Below are 14,406 nucleotides of genomic sequence, written 5' to 3' on the forward strand. Positions count from 1 at the left end.
CTCTGCTCTCGGGGGTCAGAGGACGTGCTCGCCCATTCGCACGGTCTTTACGTGCACCATCCCGGTTCGGGCGGAAAAACAGATGCTTCTGCCGTGGGTCTTCCCCACGTCCTGCGCCAAAATGGGGATGCCCTGTTCCTGCAGGGCCTGGCGGGCGGCGTCGATGTTGCGCTCGCCCACGCCGCGCTGCCCGCTGTCCACCTGGAACATCTGCGCCCCGCCCACCAGCTTGGCCGTGATCGCCGCGCGCACCGCCCCCAGCCGCTCCATGGCTCGAATGAGCTCCTCGATCCCGCTGTCGGCAAACTTGTAGGGGTTTGTGCGCTCCACCGCCAGGGCGCGGCTGGGCAGCAGGATGTGGACGAGACCGGCGATGTGGCGCGGGCGGTCATACAGGCAGACCCCGATGCAGGAGCCCAGGGCGTAGGTGGCCAGCTCGCCGTCTCCCCGGGTCACCCTGCCCTCGGCGATGCCCACCACCTGTCTGTCAGGTTTCATAGGGGAGGTCGAGTGCCGTCAGGATCTTTTCAATGGAGTCCACCTCTGGGAGAAAGAGGATGTGGCTGACCACCGACAGCTCCCCCAGGTGGTACTGGTTTTCGATGAACAGCATCTCGTCGCTCAAGTTGGCAAAGCGGATCATGGGCACGCTCAACAGCGCCCCCACCATGTCGCTGCAGACAGAGGGCACAGACACGTGGACCTTCACGTCCATCATCCGGGCCAGGGCATTGATGTAGGAACAACACATGATGTTGCCCACCTCGCAGATGGCGGAGGTACTCATCTCGTCTAACTCGGCGGCGCTCTCGGGGGCCTCGCCCACGAGAGCGCCCAGCAGCTGCCGGGTGAAGGGTTCGCTCAAGAGAAACATGAACATGCCGTTGATGTCGCCGGTGGTCTCCAACAGCACCCCCACCTGAAAGTCCTCGGCTCCGCCCAGCAGGGCGGGCACCTCCTGATAGGGGAGGAGGAGGATGGTGGGCAGCTCCATGTCGATTTGCTGGCCGATCATCCCCGCCAGGGCGGAGACGGCGTTGCCGGTGCCGATGTTGCCCACCTCGGCCAGCACGTCGCGGGTGTCCTCACTCATGTCGGAGTAGCGTCTCACTGCGCACCACCCCCGTCCTGCCGGGCGCTGGCCAGCTCCACCGCCGCCAGGATCTGCTCGGTTTTGAAGGGCTTGACGATGAAGTCCGCCGCGCCGCTGTTCACCGCCTCCAAAATCATGCTCTCCTGCCCGATAGCAGAGCACATCACCACGCAGGCGTCCGCGTCAAAGGCGCGGATGGCCTTGAGCACCTCAATGCCGTTCATGCCGGGCATGGAAATGTCCAGCAGCACCAACATGGGGTGCTGTTCCCGGTACAGCTGAACGGCGGCGGGCCCGTCGGCCGCCTCCAGCACCTCCAAATTCTCCGCCCCGGCCAGTGCCTTGCGCAGCATGGTGCGCATAAACAGGGCGTCGTCTACGATCATGACCTTGCGCTCGCTCATAGTTCAAACTCCTCCACCAACTTTTTGAGCAGCTGCGCCTGAGCGGAGAGCTCTTCGCTGGCGGCGGCGCTCTCCTCGCTGGTGGCTGAGTTGCCCTGTACGATCTCCGAGATGAGGTCGATGCTCTGGCGCACCTGAATGATGGAGTCCGCCTGGCGAATCGACGCGTCTGAGATGCGGTCCATCATGGCGGAGACCCGCTGTACCCCGTCCACGACCTTTTTCAGGGATTCGGTCGTCCTGTCCGCCGCCTGGCTCCCCTCGTCCACCGTCCGGGTGGTCTGCAGGGCCAGTTCCGCGGTCATCTTGGAGGCCTCTGTGGTCTTGGAGGCCAGGTGGCGCACCTCGTTGGCCACCACGGCGAACCCCCGCCCGGCGTCGCCTGCCCGGGCGGCCTCCACCGCCGCGTTCAGGGCCAGGATGTTGGTCTGAAAGGCGATGTCTTCGATCTCCTTCACGATCTCGGTGATCTGGTAGGAGTTTTGCTTGATCTTCTGAATGATCTCGTTCATCTGGGTCATCTGGGCGTCGCTGTCCAGCGCCATGCTCCCCACGCCGTCGGCCAGCTCGCTGGCGCTCACGGCGTCGTCGGCGTTGCCGCGCACGCTGTCGGAGATCTCGTTGACGTTGGCCGCCAGCTCTTCAATGGAACTGGCCTGTTCCACCGCCCCCTGGGAGAGGGCCTGTGCGCCGCCGGCCACCTGTTCGGCGCCCCCTGCCACCTGCTCGGCGCTGTTGCTGATTTGGAGGATGGCGCCGCTCAAAAGGGATGCGATCTGGCCCAGCGATTCGCCCAGCACCTGGAAGTCGCCCTTGAACTCCACCCCGGCCTGATAGCTGAGCTTGCCATTGCCCAGATCCGACATCCCCCGCTCGATTTCAGATATGTAGAGGCGAAGGGTCTCGATGGTGTGGCGCATGCTCTCGGCCAGGGAACCCAGTTCGTCCCCCGACTCGTATTGGATCTGGGCGTCCAGTTCCCCTTCCGACAGCTTGTGGGAGGCGTTCTCCAGCTCCTGCACCGGGCGGGTGATGCCCCGGGTGATCCTGGCGCACAGCACCACCGTGATGCCCAGCGCCGCCAGGGCGAGGACCACTAACATGACGGTCATGTCCTGCTTCAGGTCGTGGCAGTGCCCCAAGAAGGCATCGGCGTCTGCCTTGGCCGCCTTTCCCACGTCCACCAGCAGCTCCCGCACGGTGGAGGCCAGGGGCTCGTACTGGGCCCCGTACAGGTCTATGACCTCCTGCTTTTTCCCCTGCGCCAAGAGATCCAGCATATTGTCGCGGATGGGGGTCAGTTTTTCCATCTTGCTGGAAACTTCGCCCATCAGCACCTCGTCCGCCGTGAAGTCCTTTTTGAGTTTGGCGAGCTCGGCGTCCACCGACTGGGCGTACTGCCGGGCGTCTTCCAGATAGGCGCTCTCATTGTTTATCTGCACATCACTGGCGATGCTGAGGATATTGCGCCCCACCCCCTGAATGCCGGCGCGCACCTCCAGCGCCGAGCTGGTCACCTGGAAGGAGTTGGTGTAGAAGGTGTCCATGGTGTCGGACACGGTGCGAATGCCGAACAGGGCCGCCGCCACAGTGAGGATGTACAGGACGATGATGATCCCGTAGGAGTACATCAGTTTTTTGCCGACGCGCAGATTTTTGAGACTTCCCCGCTTCATAGTTTACGCTCCCCTTTTTCTGTTTTTCCCGCCTCTGGACGCCGGTCGCTCCGCGCCAGTGCCGCGCTGACTGCCTGCAGCAGTTCCGGCCGCGAAAACGGCTTGCGCACAAATCCGCAGGCCCCCGCCCGCCGGGCGCTTTCCATCACTGTTTCCTGGCCCACTGCCGAGCAGATGACGACCCTGGCGGCGGGGTCGATTGCCAGCATTTGAGAGAGGACCGCCATCCCGGGCGTGCCCGGCATGGTGATGTCCAGCAGCACCAGGTCCGGCTGCCTCTCCCGAAATCGGAGGAGGGCCTCGTCGCCGTCGGCCGCCTCCTCAATGTCCCTGTAGCCGCCCTCGCCCAGCATCTGCCGGAGCAGCCGCCGCATGAACTTGGCGTCGTCCACCACCAGAATCTTTGCGTCCATCGTTCCCATCGTCCTCTCCTATCTGTGACCGCCTTCTGAAAATTGCAGAATGCGCAGGGCGATCTCTGCCGGCGTGAGCTGCTCCGCCGCGCCGCCGTGTCGAACGGCTTCCCGCGGCATGCTGGGGACTGCGCAGCTCCTCTCCTCTTGGGCGACCGCCAGGCCGCCCTCCTCCCGCAGGCGTTTGAGACCCCGGGCCCCGTCGTCCCCCATGCCGGTGAGGACCACCCCCATGGCGCTGTTTCCCGCCTGGGCCGCCAGGCTCTCAAACAGGCGGTCCGCCGAGGGACAGAAGCCGTTGACCTTTTCCCCCGGCCGGCTGTGCAGGTAAAAGGCGCCCCCCTGCCGGGCCGCTGTCAGGTGGCGGCCGTCCTCCGCCAGGTAGATCACACCGTCCTCCGCCCGCTCGCCGTCTTCCACCTGTTTGACCTGCATGGCGCACAGGGGGGCGAGGTATTCGCGAAACCGGGAGGAGAAGCCGTGGGTGAAGTGCTGCACCACCAAAATGGCGCAGGTGCTTTGCGGAAGGTCCTGTAAAATGGTCCGCAGCGTCTGGGGGCCGCCGGTGGACGCCCCGATCCCCACCAGCCGCCGCGCGCTCTGCCTGCCGCTCGCCACTCTGCCGCCCGCGTACACCGACTTGATGTGGACGAGCAAGCCCCTGCGAAAGCGCTCCAGCGCCCGGTCGTCCCGCTTTGCGGGCAGGGGGATGGGGTGGCAGTCCGCCGGTCCGGCGCCGACGCAGATGACGCGGTTGGGCGCCAAGTCCCGGCGGGAGAGGAAAAACTGGGGCGACCTGCCCGCCAGGATGAGGGCGTCCGGCCGACAGCCCGGCTCCCCCCGGCAGAGGGCGATCTCCCGCTCCCCCTCCAGGGCGTCCAGAACCAGGCGCTCCAGCTGGGGCGTCTCCGCCGCCAGTGCAACGACAACCACATTCATGACAGCGCGCCCCCGCCCTTTTGATAGATCGCCGGTTCGATATAGGTGAACACCGTCTGCTCCCGGGGCAGCAGTTCGGTGTGCCCGGTGAAGAGGTACCCGCCGGGCTTCAGGCTCTTGCCCAGCCGCTCGGTCAAGCGCCGCCTGGCCGGCTCGCTGAAATAGATCATTACGTTGCGACAGAAGACCAGGTCGTACACGCTGTGCCCCGCGTAGGGGCGCATCAAGTTCATCTTGCGAAAGGCGACCATCCGGCGCAGCTCCTCCCGCACGGCAAGGTGGCCGTCTCCGTCCGCGCGGCAGTAGGCCTGCCGCCAGGCGGTGGGCAGCGCCTCCATGGCCTTGGCCGGGTAGCGGGCCGCCTGCGCCCGGTGCAGCGCCCGCTCGGACAGATCGGTGGCCAAAATCTCCACCGGGGGCAGCCAGCCCCCGCCGTCCCGGTAGGCAGAGAGGACCATGGCCAGGGTGTAGCACTCCTCCCCGGTGGAACAGCCCGCGCACCAGATTTGAAAGGACTTCGCGTCGCTGGGCAGGCGGGGCAGGATCTCCCGGGTCAGAAAGTCAAAGTGGCTCCTCTCCCGCAGGAAGAAGGTGTAGTTGGTGGTCAGGCGATTCATCATGGCGGTGGCCAGCTGCCCGGTCCTGTCCGCCTCTACCCGGTCTAAAAATGCGCCCAGCGAGGGGATCTGCAGTCGGTCCAGCTCCAGGCGCAGCCGGCACTCGGCCAGGGTGCGCTTTTTGGAGAGATCGATGCCGTAGTGGCTCTCCACATGGGCCACCAGCCGGGCAAACTCCTCGTCTGTAAACCTAGTCAAGGCGCGCCTCCTCCGCCGCGGGCCCCTCGTCGATCCCCTCTGCCAACACACCGCAGAGGGCGTCGCCCTCTGCCCGGTACAAAACGGCAAAGGCGGCGTCGCCCCCAGAGCGATCTCCGGCTGCCCGGCGGATGGGGACGACCTGCCCCTGGTAGAGCACCAGCCCAGCCACGCCGGGGGGTGCTTTTGGAACAGGGGTCACCCGGGGGTTGGGCAGGATGCAGGCGATCTCCTCCAGCTTGAGCGGGTACCACTGCCCGCCGATTTGAACCCGCATCACTGTCCCCCTTCCGCCGCGGTCAGGAGCCGCGCTACATCCACCAAGTAGGCCAGACGGCCTTGCCCTTGCAGGGGAAGGACGCCTTGCAAAAACGAATTTGCCTCCCATAAAATGGATGGGGGCATCGCCATCGCCCCGCCGGGCAGAGCGGCGAAGGCGTCCAGCACCTCGTCCACCAACAACCCCACGGCGCCGCCCGCCTCCTTTAGGAGGAGCGCGTGGCGCTCTTTTCCCGGCGGCAAGCCCAGCAGCGCGCGCAGGGAGACCACCCGCACCGCCTGCCCTTCCCAGACGGCCCGGTTCTCCTCATCCACGGCGGCCTGCAGCGCGTCGCTGGAAAGGATGTAGAGCAGCCGCTTCGCGGGCAGTAAAAACAACAGCTCGCCCGAGGCGACGCACAGGCCGATCTCGCCTTTGCCCATGCCGTCACCCCCTCGGTTTTTCACACTGCCAAGCTGTGGAAATGTGCTGAAAAATAGACTTATTTTAGTTTAACACAACAGCTAGATATTGGCAATCATTTTAATCGTTTTTTATGCAAAATGGGATATTTTTGCAGCGCGTCAACCGGTTTGCCCGCTACAAGACAGGGAGGAGGGACAGGGCGGGGAAATGCCTCTCCTCTTGGAGATGAGCGGCAGTCGGCCGGTCGGGCCATGCAACGCAAAAAAAGCGCGGCGAGCCACCCTGAGAGCTGTACCCATATGTACTGCCGACGCCGGGGACAGTTGGGGGAGGGGTCAGTCGGCGTGGGGAAGCAGAGGGGGGCTGGGGGCTGCCCAAACAGAGCGCCGGTGTGGCGGCCCTGTGCGAACGCGGGGGGCGGCGGAGCTGCCGGGACAAGCGCGCTTTAAAATGGTGGGGAATTTTGCGGAGGGGAGTTTGGCAGGGGGGAAGGGAACCAAAGCGTTGAAAAAAGGGGTCAATTTCGTCTTCCCTGCCGCCGGGCAGTTCCCGCTCTGAACTGCGACGAACAGGGAGACGTCGCCTGCCGACCCCACCTGTATCCTTGGGCCCCCTTCCGGGTTGAAAAAGGTTCCAATTATGCCCGCTCTGTCTCCGGGCAGCTCCCGCTCTGAACTGCGACGAACAGGGAGACAGCCGCCTGCCGACTCCATCTGTATTCTTAGCCCCCCCTCCGGGTTGAAAAAGGGGCCAATTTTGCCCTTCCTGCTGCCGGGCAGTCCCTGCCTTGAACCGCGGCGAACGGGGGAGGCGGTGCCTGCCAGCCCCACCTGTGCCCTTGAGTCGTCCCCTTTTTGAGGGTGTGTGGCGCCCCTGTCCCTCAATGCCGGCGCACCTGCCCCCCCAAAAAGTAATCTTTCATCTGTTTTTGGCCGGCGGTCGGCGCTGTCTCGGCCAGGGGGGACGGGGCGGGACAGTCGGCCCGGAAAATCGGTAAAGGTGAACGGAGATGGTCTCGCACGCTCTCTCCCACATTGGCGCGACAAAAATGGACATAAAAAATCCCGGCCATTTTGGCCGGGATTTTTGGGAGGCGTTGACAAATAAGATGCCAAGTAAAAGAGAGAAATGAGGATTTAAGCTTCAGAGCAGAGCCATTTTCACTTTTTCATGATGTTTCTCAAATTTTTGCCTTTTTATATCCCGCTTTTGAAAAACTTCAATCTTTATTTACATATTACTCTACCCTCTTACAGAGTTTTTGTAAAACCACAGTCTGGAAATGATGTACAGCCATAAAAATCCCCGTACAAACCTGATTTTTTCACCAGCAATCCCTTGCAGAATTCACATCGCATTGCTGGGTCATTAGTTTCCTTTATTTTTGCATAATCGTCCAAATCAAGCAGTTCAGTAACTCTTTTCTGCATTTTTTTGCTTGCTATGCGTTGCATTTGTTCTGTAGTGGATTTATAGCTTAACAAATTTAAACTACCTTGCCAGACTAGAGTGTCATCAATTAGAATTACTTTTTCATGCATATTTTTGCGAATCCGTACAATGACCCCTTTTCTTCGCAAATTGTCAATTAAGGCTCTGGCCTTCTTTTGATAAGTTCTCACATGTTCGCTTACTGATCGAGTATAGACGATTACCTCGCCGCCTGCTTCTATGATTTCTTCAAAAATAGGCAGCAAAATCTCAATTCGTCCTTCCCGGACAAACGGACAGAAAATGATTACTCGTCTGCTGGCGTTTTTTAAATCGGGAATCACTTTGGCCCAGAAACTGTTTTGATTATACTGCCCCAGCTCTTCGGCTGACACTCTTTCACTTAACTGCTTGATTTCATTTTCTTCTTCTGTAGTTTGGAAACCAATCCCCAATTCGGAAACTGCTAACGTTGCTCCATATTGATGCAGAATATCCAGCAGATCCTTGAAAATATGTCCTTTGAAATTTTGCTGTACGAATTTTACATTCGCCAATAAAACAAACTTGAACTTTGCCCGTGTAATTGCAACATTCAACATGAGTTGAGCGCTTAGGTTTTCCCTGCTGCCGTCATCAAAAAAGAACCATTTTGTATCTGTACCTTCGCTCTCTACAGAGTCACAGATGATAATATCTTTTTCGCCACCCTGAAAACTATGTACTGTGTTTACTTCGATTCGTTTTCTTTTCGGATTATTTTTTCCCAAAGATTCGTCTAAAATAGTATTAATCAAGTCCTTCTGTGGACGGTATGGAACGACCACACCAACCGTGACCTCTTTACCGCTCTGTGCCTCATTTGCTAAATAGTCTTGTGCCATAGCCGCTACTAATGTTGCATGATACAAATTACACCGGCTTTGCCCATTGGGCCCTCGATTCATCCACGGATCGCCTTCGGAAGTATCCACCAAGAATAGTGGCCGATCTTGTACCCACCGATCGAATAATACCCTGGTTTTGGTGTTGTCTCCGCTTTGTAAAATGCCTCCATAAAACAATCTGTTGGGAATTGAAGCAATGGCGGGGTTCATGCGGTATTGGATGCTTAATGGTTTCACAAATTCACTGCTCCTGGCTTTGGCGACTGAGTTCATTCCAATCATTTCAAAAAAGTTTCTATTCTGCCAATTTCTCAATAATTTGTTTTTGCTTTGGGTGCCAATTGGAGGAAGCTGTAAAAAATCTCCAATTAAGGTGCAGGATGAACGGACTAAACCCATTGCAAAAAATATTGGCAATAATGGAGCCATACTGATTTCATCGATGACCAATGTGTCAAACTGTTGCGTCCGTAAATCGACAGACATATATGTCATTGACAGCGTAGCGCCAACTACTGCCGCTTCTTCAAGCACTTGCCTGCGCATCGCAGCAATCTGTCGCATCAACTCTCTTATCTGTCCTTCAACTTCATCTGCTTTTTTGGACAGTTCTTTAAGTCCTTTTTCCAAGGATAACTCAGTAAGCCCGGCAACTGAGAGCGCAGACTGAATTGTCGATATTTCAAAGTGTGCGATTTTTACCAAATTGGAAATTTCTGAAGCAAAGGCAGATTGCTTGCTTTGCAGCAAGTTGATAGCATCTTGCCTCTTTTTACAAGCGTTTTCAACTTCATCAATTTCTTGACTTACTAATAAAACGGTTGCCTTTGTATGCCCGGTTTGAAAGGCCTTAGTTTCCAGCCGTGACTGTTCTTCTTTCAGAGATTGCAACGTCTTTTCGTCTTGTTCAGTCTCCGCCATAAGTTGTTTAAGTTCTTTCTCCTGTTGATGATATGTTGTTTTTTTCTTTGATATATCAACTTGCTTTTGTCGGTAGCTTTCCCGCATAGACTGTATTTTTAAAAGACCGGCGAACTTAGCTTGTATCGGCAGCAATTCTGTTTCAAGAATCTTTATTTGGGCGCTAAGCTCCTCTAACTTAACCCGAATGATTTCATCCAAGGAAAGCATCGGATACTTATCTAGTTGTGAAACTCCTATTCGAACCAAATGACCTTTTGTATAAACGGGTTCATCATAGAGAAGATCCGCCAGTTCTTCCATAGCGCCATCTACCGCAGTATTTGCATGAGAAAGCAGCAGAACGCGGCGGCCTCGCTTTATTTGTTCATTGATTGCTATTGCAATCGTATGTGTTTTCCCCGTACCCGGAGGCCCCCAAATGATGGTATCCCCCTGAAATGAACGCACCACAGCGGCTTTCTGATACTCGTTTACTTGACTATATCCCCTTAAGTTGGGTATAGAGTTATTATTGACTTGGAATCGACCGTTAAATAGACGTGCCGCAATCGCATACCGCTGATTGGCGTCTTGTAGGCTCTCTTGAAAACATTGCAGAAGTTTCTCAGGTAGAGTAGTGTGGTCAAGAAAAAGCGTTATTTCTTGGTTCAAAGACAAGGTTCGAAATGTTCTCAAATAAATTTGACAATTGTCAGATGAGACATACTCGCAATCGAATTGAGCGGAACCCGTTACCATTTTATATACAACATTGTCCTGATGAAAAAACGGCTGTTCCGTGTCAAATCGATATATGTTGTGCCCATTTTTACTTTCATGGAGTACACCATTGATCAGGATAATATTGTTGTCTTTCGATTTTTTCAGTTCTTCAATCTCTGTTTTTAAGACTTCAATGAATTCCTGAATATAATGCTCATGTACGGTAAGGAAGCAAGCAACCGAAAACAAGAGATAGACCGCCAGCACTACACTATTCCGAACCAAAGACCAAAAGATAAGCATTGTGGGAAAATCTAAACTTTTGGATTTTCCTACAATGCCAACTACGGCGGAATCCCTCCCACTCCTTATATCTTTCTGTATACATTGAATTTGTATTTAGTAAAATGCAGACAACACCACGGATCGGCTTTTGGTTGGACAATTCCAACCAAACACCACAGCAGACAGCAGAAAACATTCTGAACGCTAGGAAGCCGGTATGATTGTTACATATAAGGGGAAGAAAAATTTCTTTTAGGTACTTGCTTTCCTAAAACTGATGTGGTACAATGATTTAATCCAGAAAAGGAGTAAAAAATATGCGGCAAGGTATTCTTAAATAAAACTATAATCAAATAGTGGGAACAAAGGATTATGATAGCTCCTTTTGTAGGGGCTTAGTTTTTTGTACCCAATTTAAGAATACTTTTGCCTTATCAATTTTGACATATCCCCAAAAACAGCAATCACAAACAGGTGTATGCTGTATATGTGTATGTCCGCAACTTATAATCCCCAGTGGTAAAAGTATTTTACTGCTGGGGATTTTTATGCCCTTTGGGGCTGTAAAGGGAGGACAATCACATGAAAATAATCAATATTGGAATTCTTGCCCATGTAGACGCTGGAAAGACGACCTTGACGGAGAGCCTGCTATATGCCAGCGGAGCCATTTCAGAACCGGGGAGCGTCGAAAAAGGGACAACGAGGACGGACACCATGTTTTTGGAGCGGCAGCGTGGGATTACCATTCAAGCGGCAGTCACTTCCTTCCAGTGGCACAGATGTAAAGTTAACATTGTGGATACGCCCGGCCACATGGATTTTTTGGCGGAGGTGTACCGCTCTTTGGCTGTTTTAGATGGGGCCATCTTGGTGATCTCCGCTAAAGATGGCGTGCAGGCCCAGACCCGTATTCTGTTCCATGCCCTGCGGAAAATGAACATTCCCACCGTTATCTTTATCAACAAGATCGACCAGGCTGGCGTTGATTTGCAGAGCGTGGTTCAGTCTGTTCGGGATAAGCTCTCCGCCGATATTATCATCAAGCAGACGGTGTCGCTGTCCCCGGAAATAGTCCTGGAGGAAAATACCGACATAGAAGCATGGGATGCGGTCATCGAAAATAACGATGAATTATTGGAAAAGTATATCGCAGGAGAACCAATCAGCCGGGAAAAACTTGCGCGGGAGGAACAGCAGCGGGTTCAAGACGCCTCCCTGTTCCCAGTCTATCATGGCAGCGCCAAAAATGGCCTTGGCATTCAACCGTTGATGGATGCGGTGACAGGGCTGTTCCAACCGATTGGGGAACAGGGGGGCGCCGCCCTATGCGGCAGCGTTTTCAAGGTTGAGTACACCGATTGCGGCCAGCGGCGTGTCTATCTACGGTTATACAGCGGAACGCTGCGCCTGCGGGATACGGTGGCCCTGGCCGGGAGAGAAAAGCTGAAAATCACAGAGATGCGTATTCCATCCAAAGGGGAAATTGTTCGGACAGACACCGCTTATCAGGGTGAAATTGTTATCCTTCCCAGCGACAGCGTGAGGTTAAACGATGTATTAGGGGACCAAACCCGGCTCCCTCGTAAAAGGTGGCGCGAGGACCCCCTCCCCATGCTGCGGACGACGATTGCGCCGAAAACGGCAGCGCAAAGAGAACGGCTGCTGGACGCTCTTACGCAACTTGCGGATACTGACCCGCTTTTGCGTTGCGAAGTGGATTCCATCACCCATGAGATCATTCTTTCTTTTTTGGGCCGGGTGCAGTTGGAGGTTGTTTCCGCTTTGCTGTCGGAAAAATACAAGCTTGAAACAGTGGTAAAGGAACCCTCCGTCATTTATATGGAGCGGCCGCTCAAAGCAGCCAGCCACACCATCCATATCGAGGTGCCGCCCAACCCGTTTTGGGCATCCATAGGACTGTCTGTTACACCACTCTCGCTTGGCTCCGGTGTACAATACGAGAGCCGGGTTTCGCTGGGATACTTGAACCAGAGTTTTCAAAACGCTGTCAGGGATGGTATCCGTTACGGGCTGGAGCAGGGCTTGTTCGGCTGGAACGTAACGGACTGTAAGATTTGCTTTGAATACGGGCTTTATTACAGTCCGGTCAGCACGCCGGCGGACTTCCGCTCATTGGCCCCGATTGTATTGGAACAGGCATTGAAGGAATCGGGGACGCAGCTGCTGGAACCTTATCTCTCCTTCATCCTCTATGCGCCCCAGGAATACCTTTCCAGGGCTTATCATGATGCACCGAAATACTGTGCCACCATCGAAACGGCCCAGGTAAAAAAGGATGAAGTTGTCTTTACTGGCGAGATTCCCGCCCGCTGTATACAGGCATACCGTACTGATCTGGCCTTTTACACCAACGGGCGGAGCGTATGCCTTACAGAGCTGAAAGGATATCAGGCCGCTGTCGGTCAGCCGGTCATCCAGCCCCGCCGTCCAAACAGCCGCCTGGACAAGGTGCGCCATATGTTTCAGAAGGTAATGTAAAGATACATAATCGTCAAGACGGCAACAATCAGAAGTTATGGAGGGTAACAATGGAATATAGTAAGGAAGATTTAATGGAAGCAAAAAAGCAAATTTGGGGAGTGGGAGAGAACATGGGAACAGAGGAAAGTAAAAAAATCTGGGAGGAGAACGCACAATTTTGGGATAATGCAATGGGTGACGAATCTAATGAATTTCACAGAGAGGTAGTGCGTCCCAAAGTAACGGAACTTCTATCTCCTAATCCTGCGGATTACATTTTGGATATTGCGTGTGGCAATGGAAATTATTCTTCGTATCTTGCACAAAGAGGCGCTTCGGTTGTCGCTTTTGATTACAGCAAAAAAATGATAGAATTGGCTAAAAGACGGCAATCACAATATGCAAAACAAATTGAATTTTGTGTGGCGGATGCGACCGATAGAAAAAGTATATTAGAATTAAAAAGAAATCGAGCCTTTACGAAAGCAGTTTCTAATATGGCAATTATGGATATTACGGATATTGAACCACTTCTTATGGCTGTTTATGAACTGTTGCAGGAAAGCGGAATTTTTGTCTTTGCAACGCAACACCCTTGTTTTGTCACGTTGACTGAAAAATATATGACACCGCACAGTTACTATGATATAGCGATTGAAGGGCAACCGAAAGAGCAGATTTATTATCATCGTTCCATACAAGATATTTTTAACCTTTGTTTTAGAGCTGGATTTGTCATTGATGGATTTTATGAAGAATGTTTTAAAACCAACAAAGAAATTCCTATGGTAATGATAGTAAGGCTTAAGAAGGTAAAACGTGATAGCTTAAAATAAATTCAAGTTTGTCGGGTAAATAGCAAACCCAGCCGAGCCAGTCAACGGTCAAGATGAACGGCGCATATGCGCAGCCGTTGACAGCCCCGCCCGCCTTTGCTGGTAGGCAATCAAGGGGCGACAGCAAGAAGTGCCACCGCCCCGCACTATTATTCAGAAAGGGGAATTTCCATGACCGACCAGATAGCCTATCAAGAATATATCCAGCGCAGGTACAACGCCTTTTGCAAGACTGTTATCCGCTGTGCCGCCTTGGACAAGATTTTGAAGCTTAAACGGCAATGGGAACGGCAAGTTTCCCTTGACTATCTGATGAACGAGAAGTTTGTCCAGTTTGCCGCGTCGGAGCCGGACGAGGAATACCCATTTACCGTCTGCGGTCAGACCGTCCTGCTCTGCAACGCCGCCCTTGCCGACGCGATCTCTGTTTTGCCGGAGCAGACGCGGGAAGAAATCCTGCGCTATTACTTTCTGCGCCAGCCGCAGCGCGTGATCGGCGCGTGTATTGGCCGGTCACGCAGCACAGCGGGGCGGCATATCCAGCTTGCCTTGCAGCGGCTACGCGAAGAAATGGGGGTGAGCCGGTATGAGTAGACTTCTCCCCTATGAAACAATCCTCAAAGCCCGTGAGGGCGACCCAGAAGCCGTGAACGCTGTCCTGCTCCACTACGCCGGATATATCCGCTATTTCTCAAAAGTGAACGGGCAGGTCAACGCCGAGGTGGAGGACTATGTAAAGCAGCGGTTAATTGACTGTCAATTCAAGTTCCGGCTTGACGAACCACCGGACAAGTCATAAAAACTGAATACCAGCCGCCACCGACGCGGCCAG

14 protein-coding genes are annotated in these 14,406 nt (G+C 54.7%); 4 read left to right on the top strand and 10 right to left on the bottom strand.

All coding sequences use genetic code 11. The features are described 5' to 3' along the window. Window positions 1-15: 15 nt before the first annotated feature. From KQI11_RS11255 to KQI11_RS11300, 10 genes are all read right to left on the bottom strand, one after another. Window positions 16-498 (bottom strand): chemotaxis protein CheD, encoded by a 483-nt coding sequence (locus tag KQI11_RS11255; RefSeq protein ID WP_216402186.1) that lies wholly within the window; start codon window positions 496-498, stop codon window positions 16-18. Continuing rightward, entirely contained in the window at window positions 488-1,111 is a 624-nt protein-coding gene (locus tag KQI11_RS11260) for a chemotaxis protein CheC (RefSeq protein ID WP_216402187.1), read from the bottom strand. The genes KQI11_RS11255 and KQI11_RS11260 overlap by 11 nt, the downstream gene beginning before the upstream one ends. Further along, window positions 1,108-1,497 (bottom strand): response regulator, encoded by a 390-nt coding sequence (locus KQI11_RS11265; protein ID WP_185916654.1) that lies wholly within the window; start codon window positions 1,495-1,497, stop codon window positions 1,108-1,110. Before KQI11_RS11265 ends, KQI11_RS11260 begins: the two co-directional genes overlap by 4 nt. Next, entirely contained in the window at window positions 1,494-3,173 is a 1,680-nt protein-coding gene (locus tag KQI11_RS11270; RefSeq protein ID WP_216402188.1) for a methyl-accepting chemotaxis protein, read from the bottom strand. The genes KQI11_RS11265 and KQI11_RS11270 overlap by 4 nt, the downstream gene beginning before the upstream one ends. Further along, window positions 3,170-3,586 (bottom strand): response regulator, encoded by a 417-nt coding sequence (locus tag KQI11_RS11275; protein WP_216402189.1) that lies wholly within the window; start codon window positions 3,584-3,586, stop codon window positions 3,170-3,172. The genes KQI11_RS11270 and KQI11_RS11275 overlap by 4 nt, the downstream gene beginning before the upstream one ends. A gap of 18 nt (window positions 3,587-3,604) precedes the next feature. Then, on the bottom strand, window positions 3,605-4,525 hold the full coding sequence (locus KQI11_RS11280; RefSeq protein WP_216402190.1) for a CheB methylesterase domain-containing protein: 921 nt from the start codon (window positions 4,523-4,525) through the stop codon (window positions 3,605-3,607). Further along, a complete protein-coding gene (locus KQI11_RS11285) occupies window positions 4,522-5,340 on the bottom strand; it encodes a CheR family methyltransferase (RefSeq protein ID WP_216402191.1) in 819 nt (272 codons plus the stop codon). Before KQI11_RS11285 ends, KQI11_RS11280 begins: the two co-directional genes overlap by 4 nt. Beyond that, window positions 5,333-5,617 (bottom strand): chemotaxis protein CheW, encoded by a 285-nt coding sequence (locus KQI11_RS11290; protein WP_185916649.1) that lies wholly within the window; start codon window positions 5,615-5,617, stop codon window positions 5,333-5,335. The genes KQI11_RS11285 and KQI11_RS11290 overlap by 8 nt, the downstream gene beginning before the upstream one ends. Continuing rightward, entirely contained in the window at window positions 5,617-6,042 is a 426-nt protein-coding gene (locus KQI11_RS11295) for a chemotaxis protein CheW (protein ID WP_216402192.1), read from the bottom strand. Before KQI11_RS11295 ends, KQI11_RS11290 begins: the two co-directional genes overlap by 1 nt. Before the next feature lie 1,233 nt (window positions 6,043-7,275). After that, a complete protein-coding gene (locus KQI11_RS11300) occupies window positions 7,276-10,236 on the bottom strand; it encodes an AAA domain-containing protein (RefSeq protein ID WP_216402193.1) in 2,961 nt (986 codons plus the stop codon). Window positions 10,237-10,836: 600 nt separating this feature from the next. Here KQI11_RS11300 and tet(W) point away from each other — a divergent pair. The 4 genes from tet(W) (at window position 10,837) to KQI11_RS11320 (ending at window position 14,373) form a co-directional block, all read left to right on the top strand. Further along, window positions 10,837-12,756, top strand: coding sequence for a tetracycline resistance ribosomal protection protein Tet(W) (gene tet(W) / locus KQI11_RS11305; RefSeq protein WP_002586627.1), 1,920 nt, complete (start codon window positions 10,837-10,839; stop codon window positions 12,754-12,756). A gap of 50 nt (window positions 12,757-12,806) precedes the next feature. Then, window positions 12,807-13,574 (top strand): class I SAM-dependent methyltransferase, encoded by a 768-nt coding sequence (locus KQI11_RS11310; protein WP_002586626.1) that lies wholly within the window; start codon window positions 12,807-12,809, stop codon window positions 13,572-13,574. A 171-nt stretch (window positions 13,575-13,745) separates the two neighbouring features. After that, on the top strand, window positions 13,746-14,168 hold the full coding sequence (locus tag KQI11_RS11315; protein ID WP_002586616.1) for a sigma-70 RNA polymerase sigma factor region 4 domain-containing protein: 423 nt from the start codon (window positions 13,746-13,748) through the stop codon (window positions 14,166-14,168). Further along, the gene (locus KQI11_RS11320; protein WP_002586615.1) at window positions 14,161-14,373 is read left to right on the top strand and encodes a helix-turn-helix domain-containing protein; all 213 of its coding nucleotides are present in this window, start codon (window positions 14,161-14,163) and stop codon (window positions 14,371-14,373) included. Before KQI11_RS11315 ends, KQI11_RS11320 begins: the two co-directional genes overlap by 8 nt. Window positions 14,374-14,406: the final 33 nt, after the last annotated feature.

The organism is Acetanaerobacterium sp. MSJ-12 (genome assembly GCF_018917875.1).
In the GTDB taxonomy this organism is placed as follows: Bacteria; Bacillota; Clostridia; order Oscillospirales; family Ruminococcaceae; genus Bittarella; species Bittarella massiliensis.

Excerpts from the sequence above, each read along its gene's own strand:
- KQI11_RS11280 (WP_216402190.1), bottom strand. The coding sequence starts at position 4,525 with ATGAATGTGGTTGTCGTTGCACTGGCGGCGGAGACGCCCCAGCTGGAG.
- KQI11_RS11310 (WP_002586626.1), top strand. The coding sequence starts at position 12,807 with ATGGAATATAGTAAGGAAGATTTAATGGAAGCAAAAAAGCAAATTTGG.
- KQI11_RS11255 (WP_216402186.1), bottom strand. The coding sequence starts at position 498 with ATGAAACCTGACAGACAGGTGGTGGGCATCGCCGAGGGCAGGGTGACC.
- KQI11_RS11270 (WP_216402188.1), bottom strand. The coding sequence starts at position 3,173 with ATGAAGCGGGGAAGTCTCAAAAATCTGCGCGTCGGCAAAAAACTGATG.
- KQI11_RS11295 (WP_216402192.1), bottom strand. The coding sequence starts at position 6,042 with ATGGGCAAAGGCGAGATCGGCCTGTGCGTCGCCTCGGGCGAGCTGTTG.
- KQI11_RS11315 (WP_002586616.1), top strand. The coding sequence starts at position 13,746 with ATGACCGACCAGATAGCCTATCAAGAATATATCCAGCGCAGGTACAAC.
- KQI11_RS11275 (WP_216402189.1), bottom strand. The coding sequence starts at position 3,586 with ATGGACGCAAAGATTCTGGTGGTGGACGACGCCAAGTTCATGCGGCGG.
- KQI11_RS11265 (WP_185916654.1), bottom strand. The coding sequence starts at position 1,497 with ATGAGCGAGCGCAAGGTCATGATCGTAGACGACGCCCTGTTTATGCGC.
- KQI11_RS11290 (WP_185916649.1), bottom strand. The coding sequence starts at position 5,617 with ATGCGGGTTCAAATCGGCGGGCAGTGGTACCCGCTCAAGCTGGAGGAG.
- KQI11_RS11320 (WP_002586615.1), top strand. The coding sequence starts at position 14,161 with ATGAGTAGACTTCTCCCCTATGAAACAATCCTCAAAGCCCGTGAGGGC.